Annotated in this window: 16 protein-coding genes; 12 read left to right on the forward strand and 4 right to left on the reverse strand. The window is 57.9% G+C overall.

All coding sequences use genetic code 11. The features are described from left to right. Nucleotides 1-18 precede the first annotated feature (18 nt). A complete protein-coding gene (mmsB, locus tag FHJ80_RS11525; RefSeq protein WP_139527318.1) occupies nucleotides 19-915 on the forward strand; it encodes a 3-hydroxyisobutyrate dehydrogenase in 897 nt (298 codons plus the stop codon). A 119-nt stretch (nucleotides 916-1034) separates the two neighbouring features. After that, the gene (locus FHJ80_RS11530) at nucleotides 1035-1661 is read left to right on the forward strand and encodes a glutathione S-transferase family protein (protein WP_139527319.1); all 627 of its coding nucleotides are present in this window, start codon (nucleotides 1035-1037) and stop codon (nucleotides 1659-1661) included. 123 nt (nucleotides 1662-1784) lie between these two features. Here FHJ80_RS11530 and FHJ80_RS11535 read toward each other — a convergent pair whose 3' ends face one another. Both FHJ80_RS11535 and FHJ80_RS11540 read right to left on the reverse strand, forming a co-directional pair. Continuing rightward, nucleotides 1785-2705: a ketopantoate reductase family protein gene (locus FHJ80_RS11535; protein WP_139527320.1), complete on the reverse strand. Its 921-nt coding sequence runs from the start codon at nucleotides 2703-2705 to the stop codon at nucleotides 1785-1787. 264 nt (nucleotides 2706-2969) lie between these two features. Further along, a complete protein-coding gene (locus FHJ80_RS11540) occupies nucleotides 2970-4835 on the reverse strand; it encodes a bifunctional diguanylate cyclase/phosphodiesterase (protein ID WP_139527321.1) in 1866 nt (621 codons plus the stop codon). 266 nt (nucleotides 4836-5101) lie between these two features. On the opposite strand from FHJ80_RS11540, the gene FHJ80_RS11545 reads away from it, so the two are divergent. Further along, nucleotides 5102-5896, forward strand: a complete 795-nt coding sequence (locus FHJ80_RS11545) for a 2OG-Fe dioxygenase family protein (RefSeq protein ID WP_139527322.1) — start codon at nucleotides 5102-5104, stop codon at nucleotides 5894-5896. A gap of 77 nt (nucleotides 5897-5973) precedes the next feature. On the opposite strand, the gene FHJ80_RS11550 is transcribed toward FHJ80_RS11545, so the two are convergent. Beyond that, on the reverse strand, nucleotides 5974-6501 hold the full coding sequence (locus tag FHJ80_RS11550; RefSeq protein WP_231125638.1) for an invasion associated locus B family protein: 528 nt from the start codon (nucleotides 6499-6501) through the stop codon (nucleotides 5974-5976). Nucleotides 6502-6709: 208 nt separating this feature from the next. Here FHJ80_RS11550 and FHJ80_RS11555 point away from each other — a divergent pair, with 208 nt between their 5' ends. The 8 genes from FHJ80_RS11555 (at nucleotide 6710) to FHJ80_RS11590 (ending at nucleotide 12654) form a co-directional block, all read left to right on the forward strand. Further along, entirely contained in the window at nucleotides 6710-7507 is a 798-nt protein-coding gene (locus FHJ80_RS11555; protein ID WP_139527323.1) for a M48 family metallopeptidase, read from the forward strand. Between the two features lie 64 nt (nucleotides 7508-7571). Beyond that, the gene (locus tag FHJ80_RS11560) at nucleotides 7572-8777 is read left to right on the forward strand and encodes a GGDEF domain-containing protein (RefSeq protein ID WP_139527324.1); all 1206 of its coding nucleotides are present in this window, start codon (nucleotides 7572-7574) and stop codon (nucleotides 8775-8777) included. 18 nt (nucleotides 8778-8795) lie between these two features. After that, nucleotides 8796-9206, forward strand: a complete 411-nt coding sequence (locus FHJ80_RS11565; protein WP_139527325.1) for a DUF2784 domain-containing protein — start codon at nucleotides 8796-8798, stop codon at nucleotides 9204-9206. Between the two features lie 222 nt (nucleotides 9207-9428). Continuing rightward, nucleotides 9429-9635 (forward strand): ParD-like family protein, encoded by a 207-nt coding sequence (locus FHJ80_RS11570; RefSeq protein ID WP_139527326.1) that lies wholly within the window; start codon nucleotides 9429-9431, stop codon nucleotides 9633-9635. Next, nucleotides 9628-10416 carry a type I methionyl aminopeptidase gene (gene map, locus FHJ80_RS11575; protein WP_139527327.1) on the forward strand — a complete coding sequence of 263 codons (789 nt, stop codon included), beginning with the start codon at nucleotides 9628-9630 and terminating at the stop codon, nucleotides 10414-10416. Before FHJ80_RS11570 ends, map begins: the two co-directional genes overlap by 8 nt. A 114-nt stretch (nucleotides 10417-10530) precedes the next feature. Next, entirely contained in the window at nucleotides 10531-11835 is a 1305-nt protein-coding gene (locus FHJ80_RS11580; protein WP_139527328.1) for a S8 family serine peptidase, read from the forward strand. Nucleotides 11836-11899: 64 nt separating this feature from the next. Then, a complete protein-coding gene (locus FHJ80_RS11585) occupies nucleotides 11900-12139 on the forward strand; it encodes a hypothetical protein (protein WP_139527329.1) in 240 nt (79 codons plus the stop codon). Between the two features lie 125 nt (nucleotides 12140-12264). Then, entirely contained in the window at nucleotides 12265-12654 is a 390-nt protein-coding gene (locus FHJ80_RS11590) for a hypothetical protein (RefSeq protein WP_139527330.1), read from the forward strand. A 24-nt stretch (nucleotides 12655-12678) separates the two neighbouring features. Here the strand turns inward: FHJ80_RS11590 and FHJ80_RS11595 are convergent, their stop codons facing one another. Beyond that, nucleotides 12679-14658, reverse strand: coding sequence for a DNA topoisomerase III (locus FHJ80_RS11595; RefSeq protein ID WP_139527331.1), 1980 nt, complete (start codon nucleotides 14656-14658; stop codon nucleotides 12679-12681). Nucleotides 14659-14844: 186 nt separating this feature from the next. Between FHJ80_RS11595 and FHJ80_RS11600 the strand changes: the two genes are divergently transcribed. Continuing rightward, a complete protein-coding gene (locus FHJ80_RS11600) occupies nucleotides 14845-16095 on the forward strand; it encodes an AarF/ABC1/UbiB kinase family protein (RefSeq protein WP_139527332.1) in 1251 nt (416 codons plus the stop codon). The last annotated feature ends 5 nt before the right edge of the window (nucleotides 16096-16100 follow it).

Raw genomic sequence — 16100 nt, forward strand, 5'->3', positions numbered from 1 at the left:
GCTAACAAGGACAAAAAGATGACTACCGTTGCGTTTATTGGATTAGGCAATATGGGCGGCCCCATGGCCGCCAATCTGGCGAAAGCAGGCTTTACCGTGCGGGCCTTCGATCTCTCCGCTCAGGCGCTGGAGACCGCCCAATCGCAAGGCTGCGACGTTGCCGCCACCGCCACAGAGGCCGCTACCGACGCCGATTTCATCATCTCCATGCTACCCGCAGGCAAGCACGTGCGGGGGCTTTACGTAGACGGCGACGCGCCGCTGTTCGACGTCATCAAATCCAGTGCCTTGGTGATCGATTGCTCTACCATTGACGCCGACACCGCCCGCCAAGTCGCCGCCGCCGGAGCAGAAAAGGGCATTGGTTTTATGGATGCGCCGGTCTCCGGTGGGGTAGGCGGTGCCCAAGCGGGCACGCTGACGTTTATCGTCGGTGGCTCGGAAGAGCAGTTCGACCAGGCGCAGCCGGTGCTGCAAGCCATGGGTAAAAACATCTTCCACGCGGGCAACCACGGCGCGGGGCAGGTCGCCAAAGTGTGCAACAACATGCTGCTGTCGATTCTGATGGCAGGTACCTGCGAAGCGATCAACATGGGCGTCAAAAATGGCCTCGACCCCGCCGTGCTTTCGGAAATCATGAAGCAAAGCTCCGGCGGCAACTGGGCACTGAACGTCTACAATCCTTATCCAGGGGTAATGGAAAACGCACCCGCCTCGAAAGGCTACCAAGGCGGTTTCCAGGTCGACCTGATGATCAAAGACCTGGGCCTTGCCATGGATGTCAGCCAGCAGAGCGCTTCCCCGGTGCCCATGGGCTCCGCCGCTCGCTCGCTGTTCACCCTGCACAAGGCAGGAGGCAACGGCAAACTCGACTTCTCCAGCCTGCTCAAGTTGTATCAAGATAAGAGTGAGTAGTGAGTGGTAAATCGTGAGGCGATGGCGTAGCGCGGGGTAACGAGCAGCGCAAGGCACCCGCAAAGGGCGGCAACGCTGCCCTGGCCCGCCACTTCAATCTATCTAGCATAAGGACTTCCATGATCACGCTTTGGGGCCGCAACAACTCCACCAACGTCAAAAAAGTACTCTGGGTACTGGAAGAGCTAGCGCTGCCCCACGAGCAGATCGTGGCGGGCCTGCACCACGGCGTGAACGACACGCCAGAATACCTCGCCATGAACCCCAATGGCCTGGTGCCGCTACTCAAAGACGACGCGACACAAAGCGTGCTGTGGGAGTCCAACACCATTCTGCGCTACTTGGCAGCGCAGTACGCTCCTAATCATTTATGGATCGAAGAGCCCGCCAAGCGGGCGCAGATGGAAAAGTGGATGGATTGGTCCACCAGTCTGCTCACTCCCGCCCACCGCACCATTTTGATGGGGTACGTTCGCACCCCGCCGGAACAGCGCGATAGCGAACGGCTAAACCCTGCCATTGCTACCTGTGAAAAACTCCTCGCCCAGCTAGACACCGCGTTGAGCCAGCAGCCTTGGTTCTCCGGCGAAGCCTTCGGCCTCGCCGATATCGCCATCGCCCCGTTCACTTACAACCTGCTCAACAGCGGCCTCTCCTGGCAACCCCGCCCGCACCTCCAGCGCTGGACAGAACGACTCGCCGAACGGCCCGCCTACCGCAAGATCGTGATGATTCCAGTCACTTAAAAACTCATTTTAAACTCGGCAGGTATCGTCGCCGCCGAAGAGGGTCAACCACCCTGTAGCGCGGCGTAACGAGCACCGCAAGGCACCCGCGAAGGGCAGCATCGCTGCCCCTGTGCTGTTGTCTTAAAAGCCGACTTCCACTTGCGCTAACTCCCTATCCAACCCCTTCAATACCTCACACCTCAACCCATGCCGCTCAGCGCGCTCGATCAACGGCCCTAAAATCGCCCCCCGCTCGGTCAGCCGTTTGGCCTCAACATCCTGCAACATCGAGGCTTTATTGTTCGCGGTGTTCTCCACCACCTGCCACACCAGTTCCAACCAGGCGGCTTCACCCTCGCCACCGTTCGGCGGCACAACCCCTTCCTTCGCTAAAATCGCCGCGACTTCCCTCACCACGGCCACTACGCGGCCTGAATAGGCATCTCCACGAAGCTCCCCATTACGCACGCCATGCAGCGCCACTAACGGGTTAATCGCCGCATTCACCGCTAACTTCTGCCACAGACGGCTGCGAATATCGTTCACCTCTGAAGCAGTAAGCCCAGCCTCACTCAGCAGCACCGCTAAGGATGCCGCTAACCCGGCGTGCTGGTTATCTAAATCCCCCACAAACGTTGGCCCGCGCCCGGCGTGTACTACGCCATCATCTCCGGTTAAGTACGCCCCCTGAGTGGTGGTAGCGCACAGCACCGGCCCTGGCCACGTTTGGGTAATACGCGGCTGCGCATAAAAACCGTTCTGCCACAGTACCAGTGGAGTAGAAGGGGGCAGCGCGCTCGCGATACTCGACAGCGCCGCCTCGGCGGCCATGGCTTTGGTGGTGATGTGCACGAACGCAGGTGGTGCAGGCGTATCCGCCACCAACTGTTCAGCGGTAAGTGAGGTTAAATGCTGAACACGCACGTCGCCTTCCGGCGTGGTCAGCACCTGCCGCGATGGCAATGCACGGCGGCCAATTACCGCCACATCAACGAGCGGGGCTAGGGAGTGCGCTAACAAACGGCCAATGGCCCCAGGGCCAAGAATCCAGTGGGTGGTCATGGAGGAAGCATCTTCAGCAGCGAACGTGTTGCAAAGCTTACCTTTTTCGGTATGAAGAGGCTAAGAGTGAAAAGAACGGTGTGTGACTAGTTTCAATTGACGTCGATTCAAAAGATATGCCAATTCGTTCGGTAGTGTATTTGAAGAGGTCTAATCAAGACGATGAGCAAATGGTGGAGAACAATCCCGGTCATCAGTGGAAATCGCGCACAATCCACAAAAATAGAGCAACAAATGGAGCGCTAAGCCAAACCACAATAATCCTCAGCCCGATAACCCCCCAGGACCACCCACAAAACCGCTCAACAGCCGCTCGATTTCCTGGGCAGGCATCGGGCGGAAGAAGAAGAATCCTTGGATGAGATCGCAATGTAGGTCGCGCAGCAGGGAGAGCTGTTCGGCATTCTCGACGCCTTCGGCCACTACCTCTAATCCCAATCGATGACCGATGAGGATGGCGCCTTCCAGAATGGCTCGGTCTTTTGGTTGGGTAGGCGCATCCTGAATGAAGGAGCGGTCGATCTTCAGGGCCGTGGCGGGGAAGTGCTTGAGGTAGCTTAGGGAGGAGTAACCAATCCCGAAATCATCGATCGCAATGCGTATACCGCGATGATAAAGACGCCAAAGGTCTTCGAGGACGGTCTCGTCGGCTTCGATGAGGATGTTCTCGGTCAATTCGATGCCGATATCCTGCGGGGCCAAGCCATGGCGCTGTAGCGTGTCCTCGAAACGTTTGAGGGCGCCGGGACGTGTCAGTTGCCGACCCGAGATATTGATGTCGATCCGGTGCTGATGAAACCCCTTGGCACGCCACGCTACCTGCTGGTGACAGGCTTCTTCGATGACCCAATCGCCGAGACGATGGATCAAACCGGAGCGCTCGGCCAGCGGGATGAACTCGGCAGGCGAGATCGTCGGGCCCTCGGGGGGCTCCCAGCGCAGCAACGCTTCGAGGTTCTCTATTCCTCCACTGACCGCGGAGACTTGCGGCTGGTAGTGCAGGGAGAGTTCGCCATTATCCAAGGCCTCTTCGAGTCGCGACGAAAGATAGTGCTGGCGAACCAGCTCATCATGCAGCTTCTGCTGAAAGAAACGTACGGTACCTCGGCCCTCGAGTTTGGCCCGGTTCTTGGCCACATCGGCATTTCGTATCAATTCCCGTGACGATTCACCATTGTCAGGAAAGAGCGCCACGCCCAGGCAGGCCGTGACCTGACGCTCCCGACCATCCAAGACGAACGGTTTCCGAAAAACATTCTGAATACGACGAACCACGCGTTCGACATTGGTGGCTAAATGGCCGCAGGGAAAGGCCAGCACGAACTCATCGCTAGAGACGCGAGACACCAGGTCAGTGACGCGCTGGCACTCCCGCAGGCGTCGAGTCAGCTCCACGAGCAGGCGATCGCCCTGGTCATAACCAAGGGCATCATTGATCTCGACGAAGTGATCGATATCTAAATAAAGGGTGGCAAGACTGTTGCCCACACGGCGACAGGATTCCAGCAGGTTGTCCAGGTCCATCTCGAAGGTCTGCCGGTTAGGGAGATGGGTGAGCCTGTCGAAGCGGGTGGCAAACTCCAGGTCCCGGTGGGCACGTTTCTGGTCAGAAAGATCGACATCCACGCAAAACAGCAAGGGGGCATCGGTATGCTCATTGAGCATCAGGTGCTGTGAATAGACCGATATCAGTTCGCCGGTTTTGTGCATGAGTTCGAGCTCTCCGGCGGGTATGGCGACGCCTTCTTCGATCCAGGCGCTATGCGCCTGAATCACTCCCTCACGCATAGGGCCCGGAATGATCAGGTCCTCCAGTAACTCTCCCAGGGCTTCTTCAGGTGTATAGCCATAGAGGCGGGTGCTGCCTTCGTTCCAGTAAATGACGCGTCGATCGCGGTCGTACCCTTGAACGGCCACTTTGGGAAGGCTTTCCAGCAGGGTGCGAAATCGTTGTTCACTTTCTAAGTATTGGCGGCGTACTAACTCGATCTCTTCTCTGCCTGCATCATGTAGATCGACGTCCTCCGCTGGCGGCGGCTTGGACACCTGACACCGCTCATTGGGAAACGCCTTGGGGTGCTTCTTCGGACGTTCCAGATCTCTGTGATGTCGAAAATCGCGGGCAGTCATGGGATCCACTTAAAGAAAAACACTTTCAATGGCCATCATAAGGGTAACCATAAGGCATTTTGTTGTATTTATCCTACACCTATTGGTAGGAGATGAATTACTCCGATATAACGCCGACGGTCTGATCCTTTTGGCAACAAAATCACTCTTTTTACCTACATTTCTTTGACATATCCTTGCAACTCTTTTCATTTTTCTTCTGTTGGCCGGGGTGTTGATACCGGCCGCACCGGGCAATTCCGCCCAAAGAACAGGAGAATACTCACATGAAACTCGATACTCTCACACACGGTGTCGAACTTCCCTCTATGTCTGCCCATCCCATTGCCGAGTATTGGCGTCCCGAAGTGATCGAGGCGCTGCGGCATCAGGATTGGGCGAAGACCGATCTTCGCGAGCGAATCGATCTGGCTGCCTGGCAGGGTTTCGTGGCGGACCTGCCCCGCGATCCTTATGTCAATCTTCGCTGGAAGCGGATGTCATGGCTCGCTCTGAATGATCAGGGAGAGGTAGAGGATATGGGCCAGTGCCCGATGGCACAGGGAGGTGCTTTCAACGATGCGGAAAGCATGGCGGATCGCTTGCGGTATTATGATCCGCTGACGCAAGCGTTTTTAGCACGCCCCGATGTCAAGGCTTTCGTTCTCGCCTGGGCAACGCTTTGGGGCATCGGTGCGCACGAACCCATTCTGATGCAGATCACTGGGGTTCGCGGGGAAGGTGCCGTCGACCCTCTTCAGGGGCAGGGGATTCATGCCGATGGCTGCAAGGCGCTTAGCATTCTGGTTCTCAATCGGGAAAACGTCGCGGGCGCCGAAAACCACCTCTTTGCCGACAAGGCGGGCACGCAGTCATTGGTCGATATCACGCTGAACCCTGGTGATATTCTTCATCTGCGCGACGATCGGCTGTTTCACAGTGTCGATGGGATCGAACAGCTCGATAGTGAGGCCCCTTTCGAGCGTTTTATCATCATTATCAATAGCCGATTCGTGGATGATTTCCAAAACCGGATATTGCGTCGTCATTTCCCAAAAGCGGTCCTCAATGAGCGTCGCTGACATTCGCGGTAACTTGAACAACGAGTAATCACAGCGCCCCCGGGGTTCCGGGGGCGTTTTGCGTCGAGTCACTGTTTTCAGGGAGCGACGCGGTTACTGGCACTGGTGAAGCCCATCAATGAAATATCCAAATCTATACGGTCGCCGCGGGGACCTATCATGCTGAGGGTGGCTGTCGTTCCATTGCGCAGCTGTTGCAGCATAGCGGGCTCGATGGGGGCGTCAGCGCGGCAGCCTTGTTCCTGACAAACCTGATAGGGGAACTGGATAGGCTCTCCATTATCCACCACTAACTGCAAGCCCGCTGCCAAGCGAACCCCCAGTGGCACGAAGAAGCTCATGACGGGTCCGTCGATTTGCGGGGGGTGTTCGAGCACGACCTGCATCAATGGTTGGTCGCCGCCGGGCTGTGTGACCATTTGTACCATCGCGCAGCGAGCCGGGCCTTGGCTATCTTGGCAGCGTACTTCCCAATCTTGAAACGACTCGGTCGTGACATTACTTCCAGGTGCTGATCCCGGCTGTTGGCCGAAGGCGCTGGATGAAAACGCCAAGATCGATAACAGTCCCATCGTGCATAAGGTTTGAGTAAACCGGTGTGGCATTGCCTAATCTCCTATAGGTTTATGGATGGTGGATGAGGCTACCACCATGCCTGCTTGCTCCCTCGATATCCAGCGTAGTGACGATAGGCGCCAGGGTCGAGTGGGGACGCCTCTCTTCGACGCTAGTTGCTAACCTTTAGTAAGCTGCTTTGCCAGCGAAGCGACGTATACTCTGCGTCATGTTTCTCGATTTAGGCGACCTTTACGCATGTGTCTTCGATGTGTCAGACCCGTTTTCTTCCTCGCTCTATTGGCTTTGCTGGCGGGCTGTGGAGAAACGCCCACCGGGCGCTCCCAGCTGGCTCTGGTACCCGGCCCGTTAATGGCGGATATGGGCGCCGATGCTTTCGATCAGTTACGCAACACACAACCCATCAGCCGTGATGCGCAAGCGAACCAACTCGTCCAGTGCGTGGCGCGTTACGTGGTGGCCGGTGCCGAGGCGAGCTACCCTGGGCTCGATTTCCCTGAACGCTGGGAGGTGGTGGTATTTGAAGACCCTTCCCCCAATGCGTTTGCGCTGCCGGGCGGGCGGATCGGTGTGCATAGCGGCTTGCTGCGAGTGGCGCAAACCCCTGCACAGCTCGCTGCCGTCATGGGGCATGAAGTGGCTCACGTACTGGCCGACCACGGCAACGAACGCTTGACCCAAGAGCTGGGCATCAAGGCCGTGCTCGTAGTGGTAGGGCTGTTGGGAGAGGGCGAGTTTGGTAACCAGCAACTGATGCAGGCGTTGGGCGTGGGCGCTCAACTGGGCATTAGCCTGCCGTTTAGTCGTACTCACGAAGAGGAGGCCGACTTGATGGGCCTTGAGATCATGGCTCATGCCGGGTTCGACCCTCAGCAGAGCGTGGCGTTATGGCAGAACATGGCGGCTGCGGGTGGGGGGCAGCCGCCGGAATTCCTGTCCACCCACCCTGCCCATGAATCGCGCATACGGGCACTGCGAGGGGCGCTGGAAGAGGCCGATGCGACTTACCGCACGGTTGCTCCAGCGCAGTGTTGAGCAGAGCAGCCACCTTGTATTATCGAATTGAAAAATGGCGGAATAACGTGGGGAGTGTGGCGCTGTGCCGTTACAAAAAAAGCAGGATGTGGTGCATGGGCTAACCGGCCAATTTTGCGATGCTAGCCGTGAGCAGAGGTATCGTTGGTCTATCCAAGAACGCGTGCGAAGCGAGTTCCGTCTTGCCGTGAGCGTGGCGGCTGGTGTGTTTGGCATGTTTGCCATCGCGGATTACTACTTGTTGGGTCTTACCCGTGCGTTTTATACGCTGTTGGCCCTGCGCGTTGTGGTGGTCAGTCTATGCCTGTTGGTGGTGTATTTGGTGCGGCAGGGTAGCAAGTGTGATGACCGTCGTTGGCTACATGCCATACCGTTGTGGGTATTCGCCACGGGTATCATTTTGATCGTGCCGTTGCGTCCTGAGAGCCTATCCACGCAAATCACGGCCGTAGTGGTAGCCACGATGGCGTTCTATCTGCTGATTCCCAATCGCTTGATGATCGTGACGGCGGCAAGCCTCTATCTAAATATTGGCTTTTTAGTGGCGGCGGTGCTGTTTGCTGATGTGGCACCCGTGCCGACACTGTTGATCTCGTTGCTGCTGATCATGGGCATGGTGGTGGGGTTTTTTGCCTTGCTGCGCCTGGAAATCTTGCAGCGCAAGCAGTATGCGCTATTGCATGAAGAGCGCGATCAAAATAGCCAGCTTCATCAAGAAATCGCCCATCGGAAGTCGTTAGAAGAGCAGTTGAGGGTGCTGGCTGAGCGGGATGCGTTGACGAAACTCAATAACCGGGGCCACTTTATGAACGTGGCTAAACAGCTGCTGCAGAGCTGCCAAGCCGATCGTACGCCGTTCAGCCTATTGATGATCGATGTGGATCACTTCAAACACATCAACGACACCTGGGGGCACAGCTATGGCGATGGGGTGCTGGTCCGTATTGCCGAGGTCTGCGCCAACGCGCTGCGCCCATCGGATGTGATCGGACGCTTTGGTGGGGAAGAGTTCGTGGTGGCTCTGCCGAGCACAAGTGCTGCCGAGGCGGAGCACATCGCTGAACGCTTGAAGCAGCGAGTGGCGGCATTGGTCTTTAAAGATGGCGTGAGCGAACTGACACCGAGCGTCACCATCGGCGTAGCCACCAAAGATGCAGAAGCGAGTGGATTGGAGGCGTTGATCAAACGCGCTGATGAATTGCTCTATGAAGGCAAACGCGCTGGTAGAGACCGCGTGGTGGTAGGCCGCGAAGGTCTCAGTCCCCGTTAACCAACCGGCTTTGATGTGATGTTGCCCAGCCAATGGCTACTACTTGCCGATCTCGTGCTGATTCTCCACGTGCTGTTCGTCGCTTTCGTGGTGGTTGGCGTGGTGGCTATTTACGTTGGGCGAGGATGCCGCTGGGCGTGGGTCCATCATCGTCCGTTTCGGTTACTCCATTTGAGCGCCATTGGTTATGTAGTGGCGCAGGCATGGTTAGGAGTGGTATGCCCGTTAACTACCCTGGAAATGGCGCTACGCGCCGAGGCGGGCGTTGCTACCTATGCAGGATCGTTTATTCAGCACTGGTTGCATCGTTTGCTTTATTTCTCCGCGCCAGAATGGGTGTTTGCGGTGGTCTACACGCTGTTTGGTGGATTAGTGCTGGCCAGTTGGTGGGTCGTCCCACCGAGGCGGCGAGGTAAACCACGCGGTTAAACACTCTACATGGTGATATACATTTGAATAACCGGCGGTTAGCCAGCAATGCCGTGCCGATTTCGAGAGACAGATGTAACCTCCCATCCCAATAGCGCCACCCCTGACACCGTTGGCCCTCGGCAGGCCATTTTGTTGATGGCAGCCGTCACTTGCTGCGCCTATTTTGAAAATATATGATACGTATATATTGTGTATTCATTTCATATATTAGGTGGCGTGATGGGTATCGTGAAGATTGACGATCAGTTGCATGAAGAATTGCGCAAAGCGAGCACGGTGATGGTGCGTTCAATCAACGCACAGGCGGAGTATTGGATCAAAATAGGCATGCTGGCTGAGGCAAACCCCAGTATGTCTTTCACTGACATTATTCATGAACAAATGAAGCAAGCCGACGTGGATGTCAGGAAGGTGATGGGTGAGTAGGGTTGCGCTGAAAAGTCCAGCAGAGCTTGCCTTGATGCGTGAGGCTGGAAAGCTGCTGGCGCAGGTATTTCACTATCTCGACACGCGCATCGTGCCGGGGATCTCGACGATGGCTATCGACCGCTGGGCCGAGCGTTACATTGTCGATGAACTGCACGCCCGGCCGGCGAGCAAGGGCCAGTACGATTATCCCTTCGTATTGAATGCCTCGGTGAATCACGTGGTATGTCATGGTATCCCATCCGACACCCAGATATTGACATCGGGGGATATCGTTAATGTGGATATCACCCTGGAAAAAAACGGCTTTATCGCCGATTCCAGCAAAACGTATTTGGTAGGGGACGTGACGCCCAACGCCAAGCGTTTGGTGGATAAAACCTATGAAGCCATGTGGCAGGGTATCCATGCGGTCAAGCCCGGTGCCACATTGGGCGACGTGGGGTACGCCATTCAGTATCACGCTGAACGCCACGGCTATTCGGTTGTACGTGAATACTGCGGCCACGGCATTGGTCGTGAGATGCACGAAGAGCCTCAAGTGCTGCACTATGGTAAGCGGGGCAAAGGCCTTACGCTGCAAGAGGGAATGGTGTTCACCATTGAGCCCATGATCAATATGGGCAAAGCCAAAATCAAAACCAAGCGCGATGGCTGGACCGTTGTCACCAGCGACAAAAAGCTCTCGGCTCAGTGGGAGCACACCGTGGCTGTGACGGCGACGGGGGTTGAAGTGCTGACGCTGCGCGATGACGAACACCTACCCGTCCTCAGCGATTAGCGCGGCGTCATCATCCTCTTCTGGCGAAGCGTCCCATGTGCGTTAAGCTGAAACGGCAGGTGCTAACATGTGCTTGTCGTACTGCGCTAATGCTCAAAGAAAAGGATGTCGACGATGGCGAAAAAACCAACGGATAAGGGCAATATGCCCACACAGCAGCCACGCGCCACGGTTGCTTGTGGCCCTGAGAAGCTGCTGCTGGACGCCCTGGAGCGCGGAGGGAGCTGCCTGGAGACCGGGCGCTTTCTCATTAGCTATCGCGATGGCCAAGTGGAAGAGGGCATCCAGGCATTGAAAGCCCATCACCTACGCGTCGCGGATGCCCGTGACTTCAACGATCAAGCGGTGAGCCTCGAGGAAGCCGGAGATGCCGAGGCAATGGTGTTTCCTGAGATCGGCGTGGCGCTGATCGGCGGTGATGCCATCGAGCATCATGGCATGGGCGTGCTGGATGCGCTTGCGGCAGATAGCCCCATCGAGATCATCGAGCCGGAGTATTTTGCGTTCTCGGAACACTCGGAGTATCTCCGTGGCTTCTTACGTGCTGCCACTACTATCGCACAGGATTTGGGCGTAGAACTGGATAGCGAAGAGGCCCCGTCCGAACTAGAAACAGCGCTGCGGCCGACCTGGGGGTTAAGCCGATGCAAGGTGCCGCAAAGCTGCTGGAGCGGAGCGGGCATCAAAGTCGCTGTATTGGATACCGGCATGGATCTGGGCCACCCCGATTTTGCAGGCAGGGAGTTCGTTACCCGCTCGTTCGTTGGAGAGGCCGTCCAGGACATGAACGGGCACGGTACCCACTGTATCGGCACCGCCTGCGGCCCTCAGGCTCCTGCCGGTACGACGCCGCGCTACGGCATCGCTTACGACGCGCAGATTCAGGTGGGAAAAGTCCTCACTAATGCCGGCAGCAGTACCGGAGCCGGCGTGCTGGCCGGTTTGAACTGGGCGATTGCCAATCGGTGTGAAGTGATTTCGATGTCGTTGGGCAGCCAAAGCCCGGTACAGGCGGCCTACACTCATGCCGGGGCCGCGGCGCTGCGTAACGGCTGCCTGGTGATTGCCGCCTCGGGGAATGCCGCGACGCAAACGGGGGCACCGGCCAATTCGCCCACGGTGATGTCGGTGGCGTCTCTAGACCCCAGCTTATCGCCCTCTAATTTTTCCAATTACGGAAAAATTGAGATTGCGGCCCCTGGCCGCGATGTTTTTTCATCGTGGCCACGGCCCACGCGGCATAAATCGATCAGCGGCACCAGCATGGCCGCGCCCCACGTGGCGGGCTGCGCGGCGCTTTGGGCACAGTCGGATGCCTCGCTGCGTGGCCGCAAACTCTGGGAGCAGTTAGTGGCTTCTGCTAAAGCGTTGCCTCTGCCTGACGCTCAGGTAGGCGTTGGACTGGTGCAGGCCCCTTAACTCTCACTATGCGCTGGGTGTCTAAGCTCCAGCGCCCAGCGCACGACTTGTGGAGAGACACTCAATGGCAACGGTCACGCTATGGCTAATCACGATCTCCAGCGATCAACCGATTCAAGACATCGCCACCCGCCTCAGCGCCGAAGGGCTCACGGTCCGTGAGGTGCTAGAGGAAATCGGCTGCATTACCGGTGCTGCCGACGATGCCACCGCGCAGCGGCTTAAACAGGTGCAAGGGGTGTTAGATGTTGCTCCCGATGTACCCATGGATCTTGGCCCACCGGGGGCAGATGAGACGTGGTGACGACCACTATTATCATCCTGTTAACTAACCGAAATTCCTATGGTCATGCGCTAAAGTAGCTTCTGTACTGAGGCGACGTCAGCATTGGACGACGTTCATTTCGCTAAGTAGTGAAGGGCTACGTCATGCCTCCCATTTCCATCGATGTGCAATTCACTGAGCTCATGAATCAGCTCCGTCACTTAGGTGCCATTCGGTTTGTGATGATGGGAGTTTGTGCCGCCTTTACTATTGGGCTTCTAACGGCACATTACTCACTGCTAGATGAATGCAACATGCAAGCAATCGAGCGCGCGTTTCATACTCGAATGATCGGCATTATCATCATCGTACTCTTCGCCATCTTCGAGTTATCAGCAAGCTGGCAATACAAACAATTTGCTGATCGAGCGAAAGCGTTAGAGGGCGAAAATGGCGCTGTGTTCAAAGACAGAAAAGTACGCTTATTTGGCCTTGTCACACTCATATCGCTGATCGTTTACGCGCTGCTTCTGGTAGTTTGGTGGTTTTTGTAGCAACGCGTCGCCAGGCGGGAGTGCCTAGACCGTTGCTTTCTTGGTTCGCCGCTTCCCCGCCGCACTGCTGCGGCTCCCCGTGGTTTTCTTACTGCCGGTACTCTTGTTGCCAGTACTTTTACGTCGCGTATAGCTTTTCTTAGAAGTACCGCTGCGTTTGGCGGGGCTAGCCGCCTCGCCTTGTGCGTTTTGTAGGCTGTGGCGCAGTTTGGCCGCGTCGCTTTGGCCGAGCAGCGCGCGTAGGTCTTCTAGCAGCGCGTGTTGAAAGGCGTTGGGGTCGTCTTGCTGTTCGGAAATGGCCCGCAGGCGCTGCTCCCAAAGGGCGGTACTTTCCGGCGAGCTGACGGCGCTGGGCAGGGCGGCGATGAGCGCGCAGCCGAGTTTGGTGGCGCGTAGGGCTTTTTGCTGTCGCACCAAGTAGCCTCGCTGTACCAGGGTTTCGATGATGCCAGCGCGAGTGGCTTCGGTACCCAGGCCATCGGTGTCACGCAGCGTACGGCGCACCTCTGGATCCTCCACGTAGCGGCCAATGTTCATCATCGCTTTGATCAGGCTGGCATCGGTGAACGGCTCCGGCGGCCGGGTTTCTTTCTCTTCCACGCCTGTGCCAAGGACCTGGCAGGCCTCGCCTTGGGTGAGCGGCGGCAGCGGCGGGGCTTCTTCGCGGGTGGTGAACAGCGGCTTCCAGCCAGGGTCGAGAATGCTTTGCCCGCGGGCGCGAAAGACTTCGTTTAGCAGAGTGAACTCGGCTTTCACTTCGAAGGTGCGCAGCGGACGGTAGAACTGCGCCATGACGTTGCGCACGATCAGCCGAAATACATGGGCTTCGGTAGCGGAAAGCTGGCTGACATCGGCGGGTTTTCCCGTCGGAGCCAACGCGTGGTGCGCGCCTACCTGCTTGTCGTTCCAGGCTTTCGAGCGCAGGGTGAAGTCGGCCCCGTCGAGCCATCCTCGTAACATGTCGTCATTCTGGCAAGCACCACTTAGGCTGCGCTGGGCAAGCGCCAGGTGCTCCTCGGGCAAGTAGCGGCAGTCGGAGCGAGGGTAGGTAATCAGCTTGTGCTGTTCATAAAGCCGCTGACAAATATCCAGCACCATCTGGGCGGAAAGCCCGTGTCGACGGGCGGCATCAACCTGGAGGGCTGAAAGCGAGTAGGGTAGCGGGGGCGCTTGGCGTTTCTCCTGCTGCTCTAGACTGCTGAGTGTACCATGCGTGCCGGGGAGCTGGGCGGCCAGTGCATCAGCGGGCGTGCGGTCCGTCAGTCGGCCTTGATCATCCAGCGGTTGATGGGCTTTCGGTGCCCACCACGCGCGCAGCTGCCCCTGCGCCACCTGTAAATCTACCCAAAGCGGGTAGAACGGGTAGGGCTTGAAGTCGCGGATGCTGTTGTCTCGCCGCACGATCAGCCCCAGCACCGGGGTTTGTACCCGGCCCACCGAGAGCACGCCATCGTGCCCGGCCTGGCGGCCGGTGAGCGTCCAAGCGCGCGTCAGGTTGATGCCGTATAGCCAATCGGCCCGGGAGCGAGCCTGGGCGGCCTGAAACAGCGGCTGAAACTCAGCATTCGACCGCAGGCTGGCTAGCGCTCGGCTGACCGCTGGGCGGTTGAGGTCGCTAATTAAAAGCCGCTGCACCGGGCCACGGTACTTCAAATGTTCGATCACCTCTTGCACCAGGAGTTGACCTTCACGGTCTGGATCGCCTGCGTGCACCACGCTGGTCGCCTGTTTGATCAGTTTGCGAATCACCGCGAGCTGGCTGCGGGCTTTGGGGCGCGGGGCGAGTTGCCATGTGCCGGGCACGATGGGCAGCCGGTCGAGGCGCCACTGTTTATCGGCAGGGTCGTAGGCTTCAGGTGGGGCTTGCTCCAGCAAGTGACCCAAACACCAAGTCACCGTGGTATCGCCGCACACAATCGCGCCTTCCTGGCGCTTGCCGCCACCGGGCAGGGCGTCGGCAATGGCACGGGCGAGGCTGGGTTTCTCGGCGATAATCAAGCGCATACGGTAGGGCCCTGGCAGCGGTCTTCGACAGAGGGTCATGGTAGCAGAAGCCGCCCGGCGGTTGGGCGTGAGGCGTGAAAATTTATACAGCTACTCGAAGGGTGTCGCGTAAAATTTTGGCGTATAGTTTTTGTATAAAATTAGCGAATTGAGTAAGCTGATACTAAATCTTAAGAGGTCAAGTTCATGCGCGAGCGCGGTAGAACACGACGGTTATTTGGGCTGGGTGCCCGCACGGGTGGGGCTTTGCTTAAAACGCGGCTGGGAGGCCAAGCGGATTGGCGGTCGCTGGGCGAGGCGCTTTTCGAAGGGCTTTCGGAATTGAAGGGCCCGGCCATGAAGCTGGCGCAAATCATGTCCCAGTGGGATGACCTGCTGCCACCCGATCTTGCCAACGAGCTGGCGCGTCTACAGCGTCAGGCTGAACCCATGCCCTGGACTAAGATTCACGAGGCGCTGGTGCTCCAGTACGGCGATATCGACCAGCACTTCCATGAGATCGAAGAGCGCCCCTTTGCCAGTGCCTCCATGGGGCAGGTTCATAAAGCGGTCACGCTAGACGGCGAGACGGTGGTGCTCAAAGTGCAGTATCCCGGCCTTGCCGACGTGTTGGAGAGCGATCTAAAGCAAGTCAAGCGCATCATGGGGCTGGGGCGCTGGTTCAAGGTGCCCCAAGCACGGCTGGATGCGCTGTTCGAGGAGCTGGCGGCGGGCCTGCGTGACGAGCTGGATTACCACGCCGAGGCCGAGGCGCTGGCTCGCTACCGGGAGCGCTACCGTGATAATCCCGCGCTGGTGATCCCTGAGCCGCTGTTCGAACTCTCTGGCCAGCACGTGCTGGCCATGCGCTTTGTCGACGGCACGCCGCTGCGCGATTTAGAAAGTGCCGACGACGCTACACGGCAAAAGGTGGCGGTGGCACTGGCAGATTGGATCACCGAAGAGCTGTTTACCTACCGTGAACTGCACGCCGATCCCCATGCGGGTAACTTCGCTTGTGACGACCAGGGCCGTTTGGTGATTTACGATCTAGGTGCGGTGATCCCCGTCCCCGAAGCGCGGCTCAAAGCCATGATGCAGCTACTGGATGCCACCCTGGCTCGAGACCCGCTGGCCATGGATGAGGCGCTAATGAAGATGGGCGGCCGCCAGGGCCAAGGGGCACCGCTGGCACTGTATCGGGAATCCGCTGAGTGCATTACGCCGCTGTTCGCGCCCGGCGAGCAGGATTTTAGCGACGTGCGCGTTCACCGCCGCTTGCGGGAACTCACTCCTAAAGTATGGGCGGCCATGGACCGCCTGCAGCCACCGGCAGATACGCTTCTGCTCTCACGTGCGCTCAATGGCCACTACTGGAATCTGGTGCGCTTGAAGGCGCGTTTGGACATGCATGGACGCACCGAGCCGCTGCTGCGCTGGGCTAGAGGTTCGGCATGAGCCGT

It is taken from the genome of Halomonas sp. BL6 (assembly GCF_006228115.1).
Classification (GTDB): Bacteria; Pseudomonadota; Gammaproteobacteria; order Pseudomonadales; family Halomonadaceae; genus Vreelandella; species Vreelandella piezotolerans.

Coding starts and splice junctions, on each gene's coding strand:
- FHJ80_RS11590 (WP_139527330.1), top strand. CDS start 12,265: ATGCCTCCCATTTCCATCGATGTGCAATTCACTGAGCTCATGAATCAG.
- FHJ80_RS11580 (WP_139527328.1), top strand. CDS start 10,531: ATGGCGAAAAAACCAACGGATAAGGGCAATATGCCCACACAGCAGCCA.
- FHJ80_RS11570 (WP_139527326.1), top strand. CDS start 9,429: ATGGGTATCGTGAAGATTGACGATCAGTTGCATGAAGAATTGCGCAAA.
- FHJ80_RS11565 (WP_139527325.1), top strand. CDS start 8,796: ATGTTGCCCAGCCAATGGCTACTACTTGCCGATCTCGTGCTGATTCTC.
- FHJ80_RS11550 (WP_231125638.1), bottom strand. CDS start 6,501: ATGCCACACCGGTTTACTCAAACCTTATGCACGATGGGACTGTTATCG.
- FHJ80_RS11530 (WP_139527319.1), top strand. CDS start 1,035: ATGATCACGCTTTGGGGCCGCAACAACTCCACCAACGTCAAAAAAGTA.
- FHJ80_RS11555 (WP_139527323.1), top strand. CDS start 6,710: ATGTGTCTTCGATGTGTCAGACCCGTTTTCTTCCTCGCTCTATTGGCT.
- FHJ80_RS11535 (WP_139527320.1), bottom strand. CDS start 2,705: ATGACCACCCACTGGATTCTTGGCCCTGGGGCCATTGGCCGTTTGTTA.
- FHJ80_RS11585 (WP_139527329.1), top strand. CDS start 11,900: ATGGCAACGGTCACGCTATGGCTAATCACGATCTCCAGCGATCAACCG.
- FHJ80_RS11540 (WP_139527321.1), bottom strand. CDS start 4,835: ATGACTGCCCGCGATTTTCGACATCACAGAGATCTGGAACGTCCGAAG.
- FHJ80_RS11595 (WP_139527331.1), bottom strand. CDS start 14,658: ATGCGCTTGATTATCGCCGAGAAACCCAGCCTCGCCCGTGCCATTGCC.
- mmsB (WP_139527318.1), top strand. CDS start 19: ATGACTACCGTTGCGTTTATTGGATTAGGCAATATGGGCGGCCCCATG.
- FHJ80_RS11600 (WP_139527332.1), top strand. CDS start 14,845: ATGCGCGAGCGCGGTAGAACACGACGGTTATTTGGGCTGGGTGCCCGC.
- FHJ80_RS11545 (WP_139527322.1), top strand. CDS start 5,102: ATGAAACTCGATACTCTCACACACGGTGTCGAACTTCCCTCTATGTCT.